The following is a 16,731-nucleotide window of genomic DNA, read 5'->3' on the forward strand; positions in this document are numbered from 1 at the left end:
GTCGATTGCTAGAACGGATAGTCGGGGACCGTTTCGGCGACGGTCAGCCATCGCCAGTACGTGTATTCATCGAGCGAAGTCACGTTTCCTGAACGGGCGCTGTTGCCGGATGCCCCTGTTCCGCCGATCGGGCCGAAAATCTCGTGAACCACCGTCTGGTCGTTCACGTGTGCAATGCCTGTCTTCAGGCGCTTCGCGATACGAACCGCGCGCGCCTCGTTGGCGCTGAAGACCGAAGCCGCGAGTCCATATTCCGTGTCGTTGGCGAGTGCAATGGCTTGCTCGTCGGTGCTGAACGAGGTGATGGGCGCCACCGGAGCGAAAATCTCTTCGCTGAATACCGGCATCTGCGCAGTGACGCCGCTCAGCACGGTGGGCTCGAAGTAGAGACCGTTCACCTTGCCGCCGGCTTCTATCTTCGCGCCACGGGCGACACTGTCGGCCACGATCTGGCGGGCGCGCTCGGCTTGCTTCAGATTGATCATCGGGCCGATATGCACGTGTTGACGGTGCGGATCGCCCACTTGCAATGCGGAAGCCCGACGCGCCAGCAATTCCGTATAGTGGTGAAGCACCGACTCGTGAACGAGATGCCGCCCGGCCGAGAAGCAAATTTGCCCCTGGTGAAAGAACGACGAGAACGCGCCTGCGGAGCTGGCCCGCTCGAGGTCGGCGTCGTCCAGAATGATCAGCGCGTTATTGCCGCCGAGCTCCAGCGCGGTTCGCTTCAGCAAGCGCCCAGCCACCTCGCCAATGCGCCGGCCGACGTTCGTGGAGCCGGTGAACGAGATCATGCTCACATGCGGCTCGGCCACCAGCGCTTCACCCGCTTCCGGGCCACCGGGGACCACGTGCAATACCCCGGGCGGCAACCCGGCCTCTTCAAAGAGTCGTGCGATCAGCAACCCACCGGAGACAGGGGTTTGAATGTCAGGCTTGAGGACGACAGCGTTGCCCAGCACAAGTGCGGGAAATAGCGCGCGCGCCGCGAGGATGAGGGGGGAATTCCACGGCGTGATCAGGCCAACCACGCCCACTGGAACGCGTTCGGCGTAGCTGGGCCGGCCACCCGTAGTCGCCAGCATCTCCCCGACCGGCCTGCTGCCGAGCGCCGCCGCCTCCAGTGCCTCGCGCGCGGTTGCCGCAATCTCGAAGCGTGCCTTCGGCTGAATCGATCCGGTTTCCTGAACGATCCATGTCGCCACTTCATCGGCGTGGGCTTCAAGGAGTGCGCTGAATTTCCGAAGGACGTCCGCCCGGAGTGGACCGGGGACGGCCGCCCACTCCACCTGGGCATCCCGGGCGGCCACCGCGGCTTCGGCGACGTCCCGGGCGTTTGCGACGCCAGCCTGGAACAGCCAATCTCCGGTCGCTTTCTCTACGACTGCGATCGTGCCGCCGTGTGCCGACCGCCAGTCCGTGCTGAAGATTTTTTCGGATTGAGAGGACCCAATGAGATGTTCAGTGGATGTGTTCATGCCTAGCCCAGAGTGATTTTCAAATTTGCCGTATCGCCGCACGTTGGAGCGTGGCGAAGCCGAACTACCGCAGGGAGGCGAACCTTGTGTCTTGACGGGGGCCCAACGTCTCCTGGGATGCATCCGTTATAGGCCCTGAGTTCTCGCCGGTCGATAGGCGGGCGAATGATAGGGGCTATCAATATTTTTGATTCCTCTCTGACGCCGGCTCTAGCCCCGCACTCGCGGCCGATTCACATCGTTCTACGGGGAGCAATGTTGCGTTGCTCACTGGCGAGTAGGCACACGCTGCATGCGGATATAGCATGCCCCTCAATCGAACCATCAACCGTGATTTCGGCGCGCTGCCGATTTCGCCCTTACCCGTCATTCGGGTGCAAGAAGAGGGACGCACACATGCTTACCCACCGGCGTTGGGACTCACTGGACGCAGCGGACGCAGGCTGGCTCCGCGCGAAATATCACTTCGTGGTCAGCGCGGACGGCAACCACGATCATTCCGCATTGGGACCGTTGATCGTCTGGAACGACGACGAGATTGATGTCGGTGCCGGCTTCCCGATGCACGGGCACCGCGACATGGAAATCATCACCTACGTCCGCCAGGGCGTGATCGAGCATCGCGACACGCTGGGTTCCGAGGGCCGGATTCAGGCGGGCGACGTACAGGTGATGAGCGCCGGCACGGGCATCCGTCACTCCGAATTCAATGGTGGCGACGTGCCGCTCAAGGTCTATCAGATCTGGCTGCGCCCTCGTAAAGGCGGCGGCGCGCCGCGCTGGGACACGAAGCCGTTTCCCAAAGGCGACCGGTCCGGACGCTTCGTTGTCCTTGCCAGCGGCTTCGAAGAGGATGCCGACGCGTTGCCCATACGAGCGGCCGCGCGCGTGCTCGGCGCAACGCTGAAGACGGGCGAGCGCATTCGACAGGCGCTGAGCGAGTCGCGGTGTGCCTATCTCGTCGTGGCCTCGGGATCCATCGAAGTGAATGGCGAACGTGTGGGGCCGCTGGATGGCGTGACCATCACGCAAGTGACGGCCGCCGAGATATCCGCCCTCGAAGATTCTGAGCTGGTGATGGTGGACATCGGCTGAGCTCCTTATTTCACAATCCACTCAATAACGATATTTCGGAGGTTTTTATGGATCGCTACAAGTTTCTTCCGCTGCTGGGTCGCATTCTGATCGGCGCACCGTTTCTGATGAGCGGGCTCGGCAAGCTGGCCGCTTATGGCGCGACAGTCGGCTATATCGCCGCCGTCGGTCTGCCGGTGCCGCCGCTCGCGTTTATCGTCTCGGTGCTCATCGAGGCGGGCGGCGGCCTGCTGCTGATCTCGGGCTATCGGGCCCGCCCAGTGGCAGCGGCCATGGCCGTGTTTTGTGTGGTCACCGCGATGTTCTTCCATCACAATTTCGCGGATCAGAACCAGATGATTCACTTCCTGAAGAACGTGATGATGGCGGGCGGCCTGCTGCAGATCGCGTACTTCGGCGCTGGCGCATTCAGCCTGGACGCGCGCGCCGGGCGGGCATCCGCGCGTGGGGCGGCGGTCAGCGCGAGCTGATCGTCGGTCATCCGCTGCGGTCATCGCGGGGCCGCGCCATGTCGATCGGTACATGGACTACATGGCGGTTGAGGGATGGGAGGCGCGTTCGCTTCTGAATATCGTTGTGCACATGGCGGGCCGGAACGGGCGTTCCCTACCGCCGTGACCCACACACACGATTCAGGAGACGCGAATGACTCAACCCCAGGTGGTGACGCTGACCCGCGCCGGGGCCCCCGCCATGCCCCGCAACTGTACCTTTGATGCCCATGACTGGGAGATTCTGAGCCGCTACTGGCATCCCGTCGCGTTCGCGCATGAGGTGAGCGACAAGCCGCTCGGCGTCACGCTGCTCGACGAATCGCTCGTGCTGTTCCGCTCGGCAGGGCGGGTCGTTGCGGCGCGCGATGTGTGCCCGCATCGCGGCGCACCGCTTAGCCGCGGATGGGTCAACGGCGACAATCTCGTTTGCCCCTACCACGGCCTCGAATATGGGGCGAACGGCAAGTGCAACCACATTCCCTCGCAACCGGAGGGCGCGATTCCCGACCGCCTGTGCCTGACGACGTACGCCGCGCAGGAAGCGTATGGGCTCGTGTGGGTGTCGCTCGGCGGCGGTGAGCTGCCGTTACCCGATTTCCCGGCCTGGAATACGGACGGGTATCAGCAGATCCTGCCGCCGTCGATCGACATCCGCGCCTCGGCCGGGCGGCAGACCGAAGGCTTCATCGACGTCGCGCATTTCGCGTGGATCCATCACGACAGCTTCGCGGTCCGCGCCAATCCCGTGGTTCCGCAGTATTCCGTCGAGCGGCGTCCGAACGGCCTGCGCGCGGAATATGTGAGCACTGTGAGCAACTTCCCGAAGTCGATGCAGCATCGTGCGCCCGAGGGCTTTTTGTGGCGTCGCGTGTTCGAGGTCGACGTGCCGTTCTTTGCCCGGCTCACGGTGCACTTTCCCGAGAACGCACGCCTGGCAATCCTCAATGCTGCGAGCCCGGTGTCGGCGCGCCACACGCGCCTCTTCGTCCCCATCGCGCGCAATTTCGACCAGGATTTGCCGCTCGACGATGTCTACGAGTTCAACCGCCAGGTATTCGAAGAGGACCGCGCGATCGTAGAGCTGCAGTGCCCGGAGGATCTGCCGATCGACCGTTCCCTCGAAGCGCCGATTTTCGCCGATCGTTCCTCCGGTGCATACCGGCGCGCGCTCGCGGAGATCGGGCTCGGACAGGCCTATGTCCGTTGATGCAGGCACGCGAGGAGAATTCATGAAGATCTGGGAATGCGTGATCTGCGGGTTTCGCTACGACGAGACCGAAGGACTGCCCGAGGCGGGCATTGCGCCGGGTACGCGCTGGGAGGACGTGCCTGAGGACTGGATGTGTCCGGACTGCGCGACCGGCAAGCACGACTTCGAGATGCAGGTGGTGGCATGAGGCCTTCCGAATACACTGAGGCTCAGGGCGATCCTGTCGTGATCGTCGGCTCGGGGCTCGCCGGCTACACGGTGGCGCGCGAGCTGCGCAAGCTCGACGCCAAAATGCCGATGGTGATCGTGAGCCGCGATGACGGCAGCTTCTATTCGAAGCCCACGCTTTCGAATGCGCTGGCGATGAAGAAGGCGCCTCACGAGATCGCGAACTTCACGGCGCAGGCGATGGCGACGCAACTCGATGCGCGCGTCTGGAGCCATCGCCAGGTCGAGCGCATCTTGCCGGGCGAGCATGCGATTGTGGTGGACGGCCAGCGGCTCCGTTATCGCGCGCTGGTGCTCGCAACCGGGGCCGACCCGCGGCGCGTGCCGGTCGAAGGTGACGGCGCCGGCGACGTGCTGTCGATCAACGACCTCGGCGACTATGCTCGGTTTCGCGAGGTGCTCACGCCGGGCGATACGGTGGCCATGCTCGGCGCGGGCTTGATTGGATGCGAGTTCGCCAACGATCTGGTGGCCGCGGGACACCGCGTGTGCCTGATCGACCCGGCCAGCGCGCCGCTCTCGCGGCTGCTGCCAGCCGAGGCCGGGGCGGTCTATTCGCGCGCCTTGTCGGGCGCGGGTGTCGATCTGCGGCTCGGCTGCGGAGTCGCCTCGGTGGTGCGGCGCGGTCCGGGCTACCGCCTGACGCTGAGCGACGGCAATGCCGTCGATGTCGATATCGTCGTTTCGGCGATCGGCCTCGTGCCGCGCACGGCGCTCGCGAGCGCGGCCGGGTTGCGGATCGAAGGCGGCATCAGCACGGATGCCTGGTGCCGCACCGACGCGCCAGACGTCTACGCGCTCGGCGACTGCGCGGCTATCGAAGGCCGCGTGCAGCCCTACGTGCTGCCCATCATGCATGCGGCGCGTGCGCTCGCCCGTACCCTGTCCGGCACGCTCACGCGCGTCGATTTCCCGGTGATGCCGGTGGTGGTCAAGACACCGGCCGTACCGGCCGTCGTGGTGACGCCAGCGGCGTCGGGCGGACGCTGGACGCTAGAGACCGCCGCACAGGACGCGCCGCACGCGGTACGCGCGGTCTGCGAAGATGCCGCGACGAAGTGCATGACGGGCTTTGCCCTGGTGGGTGCCGCCACCGCGGACAAGGCCGCTTTGTTGAAGCAGATGGCCGCGGGCACGGCCGGATAGGCGAAGCGCAGCATCATCGACAACCGGGCGCGGCCCCGCCGCGTCCGACGACAGGCAGCTTTCGCTGACCGACCCCTGTTGCGCACTGGCGCTCATGTCCGGATCCTGTCTCCCGGACTGAGACGCCTGGTGTTTTCACGCCGCGAGCCATGCTCGCGGCTTTTTTTCGTGGGCGATTTGTGTCACAGGCTTCAGCGCACGTGTCCCTTCGCGACGCCAGACACGAGATGGCGCGGCCAGATTGCGGCTGCGCGGCGGGTCCGGAGGCTCGGTTGGCGCGCATCAGGAATCCGTTGCGCGCGCAGCCATCCGGGCCACCCATTCGACCACCTGTGCGATGGCGAGCAGGCAGACGACGCCGGCCAGCACCGGAAAGACGAGGAAGCTTGCCGATCCATTGCCGCTCAGCATGATGACGAGCGGGTCCGCGCCTGCCGGCGGATGCACGGTGCGCGTGATCTGCATGGCCGCGATCGCGAGGCCCGTGGCGAGCGCCATGGCCCAGACATCGTTGCCGGCGAGCCGGAACACGGCTAGCCCCACGGCCGATGCGATCAGGTGGCCCAAGACGAGGTTTCTCGGCTGGGCGAAGGTGCTTTCGGGCGCACCAAACAGCAGCACGCTCGACGCGCCGAACGGCGCGATCACGAACGGCAATCCGGTGAGTTGCGCCAGCAGCCCTACGACGGCGATTGCGGCGGTCCCACCCAGGAAGCCGCGCACCACCCGGGGCGCGAGCGAGGGCAACGGCGTGCGCGTTGCGGCAAGTCGGGTCTTGTCGAGTTCGTTCATTGGGGATGAGGGAGATCCGTGTGAAGGGCGCTGCGCGCACCGCGGATGGCGCGCGCAGCCCGGGCGTTTCCGCCGCCATTTACGCGTGGTTATGCCGTCTGATAGCGGCTCGCCTCGTCGGAGCCTTCGGTTGCATTGCCGGCGCTATAGGAGTGGGCGCCCACGCCCGCGAGCTTGCCGCCATCGACAACCAGGTATTCCTCACGGATCGGCTTGCCCGAGAACCAGCACTCGAGAATTTCGCGCGTGCCTGCCGCGTAGCGGGCCTGCGCGGAGAGTGTGGTGCCCGACGTATGCGGCGTCATGCCCTGATGCGGCATGCTGCGCCACGGATGATCACGCGGCGCGGGTTGCGGGAACCAGACGTCGCCTGCGTAGCCGGCGAGCTGCCCGCTCTCGAGGGCGTTGACGATCGCGTCGCGGTCGCAGATCTTGCCGCGCGCGGTGTTGATGATGTACGCACCGCGCTTCATCTTCGCCAGCATTTTCGCGTCGAACAGATGTTCCGTTTCGGGGTGCAGCGGGCAGTTGATCGTGACCACGTCGCAGACCGCCACCATCGATTCCACGTTCGGATGCCAGGTGAGGTTCAGTTCGCGTTCAACCTGTTCGGGCAGGCGGTGACGGTCGGTGTAGTGGAGCTTGACGTCGAACGGCTTGAGACGGCGCAGCACGGCGGTGCCGATGCGCCCGGCGGCCACCGTGCCGACATGCATGCCTTCGAGGTCGTACGCGCGCGAGACGCAGTCCGCGATATTCCAGCCGCCTTTTTTCACCCATTCATGAGAGGGCAGATAGTTGCGTACCAGCGAGAGAATCATCATCACGACGTGCTCGGCCACGCTGATGCTGTTGGAGTACGTGACTTCGGCCACCGTAATGCCGCGTTCGCTGGCGGCCTGCAGGTCGACGTGGTCGGAGCCGATACCGGCCGTGAGCGCGAGCTTGAGCTTTGGGGCCTTCGCGATGCGCTCGGCCGTGAGATAGGCGGGCCAGAACGGCTGAGAGATCACGACCTCGGCGTCGTGGAGCTCCTGTTCGAAGCGCGAGTTGGGGCCGTCCTTGTCGGAGGTGACGACGAGCGTATGGCCGAGGGACTCGAGGTAGCGACGCAGACCCAGTTCACCGGAAACGCTGCCGAGCATCTCGCCGGGCGTGAAGTCGATGGCATTCGGCGTGGGGGCGGTTTGCCCATCGGGATAGCGGGCAATGGTGGGGACCGTGTCGCGCGCGTAGCGCCTGGGCATGCCGTTGACGGGATCGTCGTACAGGACGCAAAGTACCTTGGCCATGTGTCTCACTCCATGATGGAAAGCGGGATTGGGTGAGGCAGGAGCGGCGTGGCAGGGCCGCTGCTGCCTTCGTTACGATCGTTCGGCTCGCGAAGGATCGATGGCCAGAGTGTTGTCGAGGACGCTGGATGGGTCCAATTGTTTGGAAAGATGGTCTGATAAGCGCGGCTTATCAAGGCCTGCGAACGACGGCTCGCCGGCCCGGGCAGGCGGGCGCCGGTGCGTTGGCGGTGGCGCTCACGCGCCCTGAAGCAGGGCGTCGAAGTGGCTTTGCAGGTCCAGACGCTGGGCGCACTCCCACATCGCCGCAACGAGTGGGGGCATCACGGCGGCATTGCGCGTGATGAGGCCGATTTCCCGCGTCAGCTCCGGCTTGAGCAGCGTGGCGGTGTAAAGACCGCTTGCGTGCGCGCTGCCCAGCAGGCTATGCGGCAGGATGCTGTGTAGCCGCACATGCTCCACGGCGGAAAAGAGCGTAAGCAGCGAATCGGACTCGGCAATCACCGTGGGTTGCACACCCGCTCGGCGGAACGCCGCGTTGATGACCTGGCGGTTTTGCATCGAGGAATCGAGCAGACACAAATCGAGGCCTTCCAGTGCTTCCCAGCGCTCGAGGCCATTGCAGGCCCCCTCGCCACAGCCGGTGGGGGAGACCAGCACATAGCGCTCGCAATACAGCGACGCGATGGCGAAGCCGGCCTGCACCTTGCTGTCGAGATAGGTGAAGCCGATATCCAGTTCGAATTCGTCGAGCTGGCGCAGGATGGTGTCCGAGCTCAACGAGCGCAGCGAGTAGCGTATGCCCGCATGCTCGGCGCGGCAGCTCGACAGCAGGAGGCTGACGATAGGCAGCGTGGTGGGAATCACGCCGATGCGCAGCGTGCCGCTCAGCCGCACACGCGCAACCGATGCGTCCTGGCGCATGTGCTCGAGCGTGGCGAGGGTCTGCCGCGCCCAGCCCAACACCCGCTCGCCATCCTCGGTAAAGCCGAGAAAACGTCGTCCGCGTCTCACGAGCACGAGTCCGAGCTCGTCTTCGAGGCTGCGGATCGCGGAGGAAAGCGCGGGCTGCGAGACATTGCAGACCTCGGCCGCGCGCGCGAAATGCTGCTCCCGCGCGAGCGTCACCAGATAGTGGAGCTGACGGATGAACATGCGTGGCGTGTTTGCGCGGCGAAACGTAGCGAGGCCAGGCTAGGCGAGCAGATCCTCGTAGAACGCACCAAAGGGGCGCGTCGGGTGGGCGATCTGGATCTCCAGCACCCATAGGCCCGCTGCGGGCGCGGCAGCGAACTCGCCGAGGTCGCCCGCCTTGTAGATGGCATGCGGAAAGTCGCTGACGCGATGGCCCTTGATGTCGACATTCAGACGCCAGCCATACGTCTCGGCCCGTGCGGCGGCATAGTCGTAGAGCGCGATGCCGCTGCAGCCTGTGCTGCGCCAGTGTTCGGCCACTTCATCGTGGATCGTTTCAACGTCCTCTGCACAACGAATCATCTCGGGATCGTCGCCTGTGACGAAGGTCGCGCCGGCGTCGCCCTCGTGCTGGCTCCACACCACGCCCAGATCGACGAAGAAAATATCGTTCGAACCGAGCACCGGGTCATCCGCGGAGCGCTCCCTGAAGGTGCGCAGCGTGTTTTCGCCGATCCGGACGATGACCGGGTGCCAGATCCGTTCCATGCCCAACACCTGAAGGATCGCCTTCGCGCGCGCGTTGGCTTCCGATTCGCGCATGCCGGGCCGGATGGCGTCCGCGATCTGCTGGACCGCCTTCCAGGTCATCACGCGGGCGTGCTCCATGGCGTCGGGAGAGAATTTTTCGCCGACCGCCTGCTTGTCAACAGTGCTCACCTGATATCACTCCGGTTGTCTCGGGGTTCATTGCACAGGGTGCCTGGCGGCGAGCCACGGGGGGGCATGACCACGGCACCCTACGAAATCGATATATCCGATAGTATATAACGAGATGTTGACCGTCGCGGTAAGGGGAAGCCGCAGCCCGGCGTGAAGCGCCTCGCATATTGCGATCCGGCCCCGGTGCCGATCGAACGCTACGCGAGAGCCGCGCTTTCGCGTCACCCGCCTCAGCGCGCGAGTTCCTTCGCGACGCCGGACACGAGATGGCGCAGCCAGATAGCGGCCGCGCTGCGATGGGTGCGGTCGTGCCAGAGCTGGTAATAGGTGAGCGCCTGGGGATCGCCGGGCAGGGGCTCCATGCGCAGCGGAAGCAATTTGCTGTAGTGAGTGGCAAGCGCGCGCGTGGTCGTGAAGAGCAGATTCGAGCGCATCAGCACATAGGGCGCCATGCCGAAGTAGGGCAAGGTTGTCGTCACGTTGCGCGACAGACCGCTACGCGCGAGCTCGACATCGATCGTGCCCAGCCCCGTGGCGTTGTGTGTGGTGACGGCAAGATGCTCCGCTTCCTGATAGATGGCCCGGCTCAGCTTGCCCGGCTTGATCGGGTGCTGCGCGCGCAGCAGGCACACGAGATCGTCCTTGCACAGCGGCTGCAGATGCAGATGCTCGGGCGGCGTGCGCCAGTTGCCGATCACGAGGTCGAGCGTGCCGCTCTCGAGACCATGTTCGTAGCCGCCGTCCACCATCATCAGGTGCTGGAATTCGATACGTGCGCGCGGCGCCTCGGTGCGGAACGCATCGACCACGGCGGGCAGGAAGAACGCATCCAGATAGTCAGGAGAGCCAATGAGAAAGGTGCGGCGCGTGGTGGCCGGATCGAAAGCGCGGGTCGGATGGAGCACCGCGGCGATGCCCGCGAGCGCCTGCGCCGCCGGCTCGATCAGCGTGAGCGCGTGGCTCGTGGGCACCATGCGGCTGCCGCTGCGCACGAGCAGCGGATCGCCCGTCATGGCGCGCAGCTTGCGCAACGCGACGCTGATGGTCGGCTGCGACTGGCCTAGCAGCACGGCTGTGCGCGAGACGCTGGCTTCGGTGATGAGCGTATGGAGAACCTTCAGCAAATAGGAGTCGATGACTTCCCTGGACATGCGAACCGCCGTAATTTGACATCGTTCATTGCTGTATACGGTGCGATATAACGGGGTGTCAATTCAGGGAAATTGCTGCCCATGCCCGGACGCCCTTGCTGCACGGGGCTCATAACGGGGCGAACATCCGCACTATGTGCTCCCCTGAATGCCGGATTCGCCCAGGCCACGCCTGGCCACGACCGGCCCGGCCAGGATCGGCTCGGGTGCCTGCCTCGCGATGCATGGCGTGCCGATCCGGGGCCACGCGAAGCACCCGATATAATTGGCGAGCCATTCAACGAGGACATAGTATGAAATCACTGATTGCGTTACTCGCCACTGCCACCATTGCGTCGACCGCCTTCGCCGGCAACACCATCGAGAAGTTGCCATCGGGCGTCGTGGTCGAGCACATCAAGCAAGGCACCGGTCCGCAACCGACCGTGAACGACGTCGTGCGTGTCAACTATCGCGGCACGCTCGCGGACGGCACCGAATTCGACAGCTCCGACAAGCATGGCGGCCCGGCTGCCTTCCCGCTCGGCCGGGTGATTCCGTGCTGGACGCAAGGGCTGCAGAAGATGAAGGTGGGCGGCAAGGCGAAGCTGACCTGCCCGGCGGCTACCGCGTATGGTGATCGCGCAGTTGGCCCGATCCCGCCGAACAGCGACCTCACGTTCGAAGTCGAACTGATCGGCATCGGCCAGTAATGGATTGATAGAGGGCGCCTGACCGCAGTCGGGCGCCCTCTGGAACGCGGGGCGTTCGCGGCTGCGCCGCTTACTGCGCGGGCATGCCGTTCAGGTGGTAGTGCAAGTCGCCCGCCATATCCAGCAGCGAGTAGTCGCGAAACGAAAAGCGCCACACGTCGTCGACGCGCTCGAACGCGTCGTGATAGCGCCCGGCCGCAATGGGCTGCAGAGGAAACCCTTCCGTCGCCTGCAAGACCGTGTAATACGAGCGCGCCGTTGCACGGTGGGCCGGCTCGTCGATTTCGATGATCGGATTGGTGACGACATGCCGGGTGCGTGGCGTGCCACAGGGATAGCGCTTCACGTGGCCATACAACAGCTGCAGGAATTCCGGCGCGCTGAGTCCGGCATGGCTGTCCCGCGTCTTCAAGCGCGCGTGCTGAAACAACGTGCCCACGCCGTCCCAGTCGCCGCTGTCCATACATTCCGCATATCGGTAAAGCAGGTTGGCAATTTGCACCGCGCTATCACTCACGTCCGCGTCCTCCGGCTTTCAGGCAATAGCGTGAACATAGACCGGCCGGCTACGCCCTGACTTCCTCCGAGTGGACTAGGCGCTGCTTACGACGCCGTCACCTTGCGGGATTTTGCGTGTTCGGCGAGCAACTGCAGGTGGCGTGCTTCGGTTTCGTCATCGGCGGGGAACATGCATTCGAGGCGCATTTCCTGTGCTGAAACGTTCTGCGGCGCGCCTACGGTCGTCACCATCGAGAAGTATCGAAGCACGACGCCTTCGTGGATGAAGCCGATCGGAATGACCGGCATCGTGGACGCGGAGGCGGGCCCATGATGCGCTTTCCAGTCACGCGGCACGTCTGGCCAGGCTAGCAGTTCGTCGAGCAGCTGCCGCGTGCCGGCGTCGACCGCATGACCGACCGATTCCCGATACACGCGTTGCAGCAGGCTGCGCGAGATCGTGTCCCAGTCGGCCACGAACGGACGCATCCCTTGCGGATCGAAGATCATATGCAGCATGTTGCGCGGGCTTTTGCGAGCGGCCATGTCGATGAAGCAATTGAAGAAGCGCGGCGCCGCGTCGTTGGTCATCAAGACGTTCCAGTGGCGATCCATCACGATCGCCGGAAACGGCTCGTGCTGGCGCACGACCCGCTCGAGCGCGCGGATCACGCTGTGCATCTCCTGGGCGTCCCATGGCGCTTCCGAATACATCGGTGCGTAGCCGGAGGCGAGCAGCAGGGCATTGCGCTCGCGTAGCGGCACATCGAGTGTCTGTGCAAGCGTCAGCAGCGTGTCCCTGCCAGGCACGCTGCGGCCGCTTTCGATGAAACTGATCTGTCGCTGCGAGACGCCGGCATCGAGCGACAGATCGAGCTGGCTCACGCCACGCACGTCGCGCCAATAGCGCAGCAACTCGCCCAGTTCGCCGGGCGCTTTCGGATCGGGACGGCTGGCGTTCATCGGATTCCCCTAACTTGGGTGGACGAATGGAGAGGCTTCAGGGCGCGTTCGCGTGCCACGCGAACGCCTCGAACTGCGCTTCGAGTGGCGGCCGGGTCACGCTGCGGGTGAAGTTCGTGATCGTCGATGCGGCAGCGGCAGCGTCTGGATCCGCGGCTCGGTCAGCCTGTTCGAGTGCACGCGCTCGAACAGGCCGATGAAACCGTTGATCAGCATCCGGCGCGATTGCGCGGGAGCAGGCTCGATCGCGTAGACAGGATAGGTAGACATGGTAACTCCGTGGCGCTGAGCGCTGCCGGAATGGCCGCACGACAGCCGAAGCGTAGAGGCGCGCGATGCATGCGCCAATTACATGGCATGTAATCATCGCGCGTCTCGTGCCTGAGCCTCTTGATCGGCACGTCGTCGAGCAACTTGCGGCGCTAATTTGCGACATATGATTCGGATGCCGAAATAAAAGCTACGCGAAAAACCGTTCGACGCGTTGACAGCCATTCGTCAGCTTAAAGTGCGGAAATACGGGTTTCTACTGATTTTCCGGGCATTCTTGCCCAGACTGCCAGCCGCGACGCAAGCGAGCCTCACAGTGATGAAAGTTTTTTGGCACGTATTGTGTGAATGACAGAAATATCCTAATCTCGTTTCCCATGGAGACCAACATGAAACAGACCGTCAAGCAGCGATTGCAGGAGAGCCTCGCGTCCTCGACGGCCTCGTCGCGAACGATCGCCGCGTACATGCTCGCGAACCTGCAGAATCTGCCGTTCGAGACTTCGGCGGTGATTGCGGAGAAGCTCGAGCTGAGCGAGTCCACGATCGGCCGCTTTTGCCGCTCCATCGGCTATGCGCATTTCAAGGCGCTCAAGAACGACTTGCAGGACGATCTCGGCGACGGCCCGTGGCTCATGGGCGACCGCCTCAAAGACTTCCTCGGCCGTGCGCCCGACGAGGGCCAGGGGCCGTCACGCGGCCTGCAAAAGGAGATCGCCGCGCTCGTGCAGGTGCATGAGCATGCGCTGCGGCCCGCCTGGCGGCGCCTCGCCGAGCGCCTCGCGAAGGCGCCGCGCGTGTATGCGGCGGGCTTTCAGACCGAGCGTGGCATCGCGATGACGTTCGTGCACCTGCTGCAATACTTGCGCGATGGTGTCCATCTGGTCGACGGCAGCGGCGGCAACTTCAGCGACGTCTTGCTGAGCCCGCCCAAAGACACCGCGCTGATCGTCTTCGAGGCACGCCGCTATTCGCGGCACGCGCGCATGCTCTGCGAGCGTGCGAAGGAGGCGGGCATCGCGGTGAGCCTCGTCACCGACAACTTCTGCGACTGGGCCGACCAGGCCGCCGACGAAGTATTTCGCGTGCAGACCGAGGTCGATCTGTTCTGGGAGTCGACGGCCTCGATGCTCTCGCTGGTCCACCTGCTGATCAACGACGTCTTCAAGCACCTGGGCGCCGATGTCGAGCGCAGGCTCCAGGCCATCGGCGCGCTGCATAACGAATTCGTTGGATATACGTCTTCCACGCCACTTTCCAGCTAGCCACAACCACAAGGAGACACCGAATGAAACGCTTTGTTCGCTCTACATTGGCAGTCCTCACAGTTATTGGCGCCTGTGCGGGTGCCCATGCCGACACGGTCCGGATTGCGGTGGAAGGGGCTTACCCTCCGTTCAACTATGTCGACTCCAGCAATCAGTTGCATGGTTTCGACGTGGACATCGCGAACGCGCTGTGCAGCAAGATGAAGTCCGACTGCAAGCTCGTGGCGCAGGACTGGGACGGGATGATCCCGGGCCTGATGGCGAAGAAGTACGACGCCATCGTGTCCTCGATGGTGGTGACGAAGGAGCGCGAGGAGAAAATATCGTTCACGAACCGCTACTACCGCACGCGCCTCGCCATCAGCGTTCCGCAGAACTCGAAGCTCACCAACACGAATCCGCAGTCGTTCAAGGGGCTTGTGGTGGGCGCGCAGTCCTCCACGACCCAGGGCAACTATGCACAGGACGTGCTGGCCGCGGCGGGGGCGACGGTCAAGCTGTATCCGGCCCAGGACGACGCCAATCTCGATCTCGCGGCCGGACGCCTCGACGCGGTCGTCAACGACAAGTTCCCGAACCTCGACTGGCTCGCCAAGGGCGGCAAGGGTTGCTGCAAGCTGCTGGGCGAGGTGACCGGCAAGGACGACGACGTGGCCATCGCGGTGCGCAAGAACGACAACGGCTTGCGCGAGCGCCTGAACAAGGCGATTGCCGACATCATCGCGGACGGCACGTACCAGCGCATCACGAGCCAATACTTCAAGTCGAGCATCTACTGAAACCCAGTTGACCCAGCCGTGAGCGGCGCGCACGACTGCATCGCTCACGTACTGGAAAGGAGTGCCAAGGATGTTTGAATCGATTGCGCTGCTGGGATTTGGACAGGGCAGCTGGGGGCTGGCGCTCCTGCAGGGCGCGTTCGTGACGATTGCGCTCGCACTGTGCTGTCTGCCGTTCGGGCTTGCGCTCGGCTTGCTCGTGGCGATGGGCAGCCGCTCGCGCAGCACGCTGGCGCGCGGCACGGCCTACGGGTTTTCGACGGTGTTTCGCGGCCTGCCTGAGTTGCTGACGCTGTTCCTCGTCTACTACGGTTTCGAGATCGCCGTCGAGCAGATCTTCGCTGCGGCGCACATCGACGCCGACGTGTCGATCAATCCGTTTTTCGCTGCCTTCGTCGCGCTCAGCGTCGTGCTGGCGGCGTTTTCGAGCGAGGTCTGGCTCGGCGCGTTCAAGTCCATCCCCAAGGGGCAATACGAAGCGGCTCATGCGCTGGGCCTTTCGAAGGCGAAGACTTTCTTCTCGATCGTGCTGCCGCAATTGCTGCGCATCGCCTTGCCGGGTCTCTCGAACAACTGGCTGACGCTGCTCAAGGACACGGCGCTCGTCTCGACAATCTCGCTGGTCGACGTGATGCGCCAGACCAATCTCGCAGTCAGCGAGACCAAGGAGCCGATCCTGTTCTACGGGGCCGCCTGTGCGATCTATCTGTTCTTCTCCGCGCTGTCGGGAAGGCTGTTTGCGTTCGCTGAACACCACTTTGGCCGCGGCCATCATCGAGCACGCGTATGAGCCTCTTTCCGTTTCTGCAGAATCTGATCGATTCCGATCTGCTGGACCGCTACGGTTCGCAGATGCTCTCGGGCGTTTGGGTGACGGCCAAACTGGTCGCCATCTCGTTCTCGCTCGGCGCGGTGCTCGGGCTGCTGCTCGCGTTTGCGCGCACCTCGCACTTGCGCATGCTGCGCAATGCGAGCGCGGCGTTCATCTATGTCTTTCGCGGCTCGCCGTTGCTCGCGCAGCTGTTCCTGCTCTATTACGGGTTTGGGTCGTTGCGCGACTTGTGGGAGTCGCTCGGCCTGTGGTGGCTCTTCCGCGATTCGTGGTATTGCGCGTTGCTCGCCTTCACGCTGAACACGGCCGCGTATCAGGCCGAAATCTTTCGCGGCAGCTTCGCGGCGGTATCGGCGGGGCAGTACGAAGCGGCGAAGGCACTGGGCCTGAGTCAGCGCACGTGCTTCTGGCGCGTGGTCTGGCCGCAATCGTTGCTGATCGCGCTCGGGCCGCTCGGCAATGAGCTGATTCTGCTCGTGAAGGCGAGCGCGATCGCGTCGCTCGTGACGGTCTACGACCTGATGGCCGTGGCGAAGCTGGGCTTTTCGCGCACCTTCAGTTTCCAGTTTTATCTGTGGGCTGCGGCGCTGTATCTCGTGCTCGTCGAAGTCCTGCGCCGCGTGCTCAAGCGCATCGACCGGCGGCTCGGCAGGCATCTGAACCCACTGTGAGCCGCATCGCCGGCA

Annotated in this window: 19 protein-coding genes; 10 read left to right on the forward strand and 9 right to left on the reverse strand. The window is 64.2% G+C overall.

Features of this window, described 5'->3' with window-relative positions:
- Positions 1-8 precede the first annotated feature (8 nt).
- Positions 9-1,520, reverse strand: coding sequence for a benzaldehyde dehydrogenase (locus E1956_RS34685; RefSeq protein WP_335930015.1), 1,512 nt, complete (start codon positions 1,518-1,520; stop codon positions 9-11).
- A 354-nt stretch (positions 1,521-1,874) separates the two neighbouring features.
- Here E1956_RS34685 and E1956_RS34690 point away from each other — a divergent pair, with 354 nt between their 5' ends.
- The 5 genes from E1956_RS34690 to E1956_RS34710 all read left to right on the forward strand — a co-directional run bounded on the left by E1956_RS34690 (position 1,875) and on the right by E1956_RS34710 (position 5,651).
- Complete coding sequence (locus E1956_RS34690) at positions 1,875-2,573, forward strand: pirin family protein (protein ID WP_134757681.1); 699 nt, start codon at positions 1,875-1,877, stop codon at positions 2,571-2,573.
- Between the two features lie 47 nt (positions 2,574-2,620).
- The gene (locus E1956_RS34695; protein ID WP_134757683.1) at positions 2,621-3,043 is read left to right on the forward strand and encodes a DoxX family protein; all 423 of its coding nucleotides are present in this window, start codon (positions 2,621-2,623) and stop codon (positions 3,041-3,043) included.
- Positions 3,044-3,218: 175 nt separating this feature from the next.
- Positions 3,219-4,274, forward strand: coding sequence for an aromatic ring-hydroxylating oxygenase subunit alpha (locus tag E1956_RS34700; RefSeq protein ID WP_134757685.1), 1,056 nt, complete (start codon positions 3,219-3,221; stop codon positions 4,272-4,274).
- A gap of 22 nt (positions 4,275-4,296) precedes the next feature.
- Positions 4,297-4,464 carry a rubredoxin gene (locus E1956_RS34705; RefSeq protein WP_134757687.1) on the forward strand — a complete coding sequence of 56 codons (168 nt, stop codon included), beginning with the start codon at positions 4,297-4,299 and terminating at the stop codon, positions 4,462-4,464.
- Positions 4,461-5,651, forward strand: a complete 1,191-nt coding sequence (locus E1956_RS34710; protein ID WP_134757690.1) for an NAD(P)/FAD-dependent oxidoreductase — start codon at positions 4,461-4,463, stop codon at positions 5,649-5,651. The genes E1956_RS34705 and E1956_RS34710 overlap by 4 nt, the downstream gene beginning before the upstream one ends.
- Positions 5,652-5,933: 282 nt before the next feature.
- On the opposite strand, the gene E1956_RS34715 is transcribed toward E1956_RS34710, so the two are convergent.
- The 5 genes from E1956_RS34715 to E1956_RS34735 form a co-directional block, all read right to left on the reverse strand.
- Positions 5,934-6,443 carry an HPP family protein gene (locus E1956_RS34715; protein WP_134757692.1) on the reverse strand — a complete coding sequence of 170 codons (510 nt, stop codon included), beginning with the start codon at positions 6,441-6,443 and terminating at the stop codon, positions 5,934-5,936.
- Positions 6,444-6,532: 89 nt separating this feature from the next.
- The gene (locus tag E1956_RS34720) at positions 6,533-7,735 is read right to left on the reverse strand and encodes an NAD-dependent formate dehydrogenase (protein ID WP_134757694.1); all 1,203 of its coding nucleotides are present in this window, start codon (positions 7,733-7,735) and stop codon (positions 6,533-6,535) included.
- Positions 7,736-7,972: 237 nt separating this feature from the next.
- Positions 7,973-8,890 carry a LysR family transcriptional regulator gene (locus E1956_RS34725; RefSeq protein WP_134757696.1) on the reverse strand — a complete coding sequence of 306 codons (918 nt, stop codon included), beginning with the start codon at positions 8,888-8,890 and terminating at the stop codon, positions 7,973-7,975.
- Positions 8,891-8,929: 39 nt separating this feature from the next.
- The gene (locus E1956_RS34730) at positions 8,930-9,538 is read right to left on the reverse strand and encodes a M24 family metallopeptidase (protein WP_418789335.1); all 609 of its coding nucleotides are present in this window, start codon (positions 9,536-9,538) and stop codon (positions 8,930-8,932) included.
- Between the two features lie 284 nt (positions 9,539-9,822).
- On the reverse strand, positions 9,823-10,743 hold the full coding sequence (locus E1956_RS34735; RefSeq protein ID WP_134757700.1) for a LysR family transcriptional regulator: 921 nt from the start codon (positions 10,741-10,743) through the stop codon (positions 9,823-9,825).
- Positions 10,744-11,036: 293 nt separating this feature from the next.
- Between E1956_RS34735 and E1956_RS34740 the strand changes: the two genes are divergently transcribed.
- Positions 11,037-11,435, forward strand: a complete 399-nt coding sequence (locus E1956_RS34740; RefSeq protein ID WP_134757702.1) for an FKBP-type peptidyl-prolyl cis-trans isomerase — start codon at positions 11,037-11,039, stop codon at positions 11,433-11,435.
- A 70-nt stretch (positions 11,436-11,505) separates the two neighbouring features.
- Here E1956_RS34740 and E1956_RS34745 read toward each other — a convergent pair whose 3' ends face one another.
- The 3 genes from E1956_RS34745 to E1956_RS34755 form a co-directional block, all read right to left on the reverse strand.
- Positions 11,506-11,952 (reverse strand): nuclear transport factor 2 family protein, encoded by a 447-nt coding sequence (locus E1956_RS34745; RefSeq protein ID WP_134757704.1) that lies wholly within the window; start codon positions 11,950-11,952, stop codon positions 11,506-11,508.
- Between the two features lie 86 nt (positions 11,953-12,038).
- Complete coding sequence (locus E1956_RS34750) at positions 12,039-12,896, reverse strand: helix-turn-helix domain-containing protein (RefSeq protein ID WP_134757706.1); 858 nt, start codon at positions 12,894-12,896, stop codon at positions 12,039-12,041.
- Between the two features lie 96 nt (positions 12,897-12,992).
- Positions 12,993-13,166 (reverse strand): hypothetical protein, encoded by a 174-nt coding sequence (locus tag E1956_RS34755; RefSeq protein WP_418789308.1) that lies wholly within the window; start codon positions 13,164-13,166, stop codon positions 12,993-12,995.
- A 389-nt stretch (positions 13,167-13,555) separates the two neighbouring features.
- Between E1956_RS34755 and E1956_RS34760 the strand changes: the two genes are divergently transcribed.
- The 4 genes from E1956_RS34760 (at position 13,556) to E1956_RS34775 (ending at position 16,716) form a co-directional block, all read left to right on the forward strand.
- Complete coding sequence (locus tag E1956_RS34760) at positions 13,556-14,431, forward strand: MurR/RpiR family transcriptional regulator (RefSeq protein WP_134757708.1); 876 nt, start codon at positions 13,556-13,558, stop codon at positions 14,429-14,431.
- Positions 14,432-14,454: 23 nt separating this feature from the next.
- The gene (locus E1956_RS34765) at positions 14,455-15,213 is read left to right on the forward strand and encodes a transporter substrate-binding domain-containing protein (RefSeq protein WP_134757710.1); all 759 of its coding nucleotides are present in this window, start codon (positions 14,455-14,457) and stop codon (positions 15,211-15,213) included.
- A gap of 70 nt (positions 15,214-15,283) precedes the next feature.
- Positions 15,284-16,003 carry an ABC transporter permease gene (locus E1956_RS34770; protein ID WP_134757713.1) on the forward strand — a complete coding sequence of 240 codons (720 nt, stop codon included), beginning with the start codon at positions 15,284-15,286 and terminating at the stop codon, positions 16,001-16,003.
- Positions 16,000-16,716 carry an ABC transporter permease gene (locus E1956_RS34775; protein ID WP_134757716.1) on the forward strand — a complete coding sequence of 239 codons (717 nt, stop codon included), beginning with the start codon at positions 16,000-16,002 and terminating at the stop codon, positions 16,714-16,716. The genes E1956_RS34770 and E1956_RS34775 overlap by 4 nt, the downstream gene beginning before the upstream one ends.
- The last annotated feature ends 15 nt before the right edge of the window (positions 16,717-16,731 follow it).

The organism is Paraburkholderia pallida, assembly GCF_004524855.1.
Taxonomy (GTDB): Bacteria; Pseudomonadota; Gammaproteobacteria; order Burkholderiales; family Burkholderiaceae; genus Paraburkholderia; species Paraburkholderia oxyphila.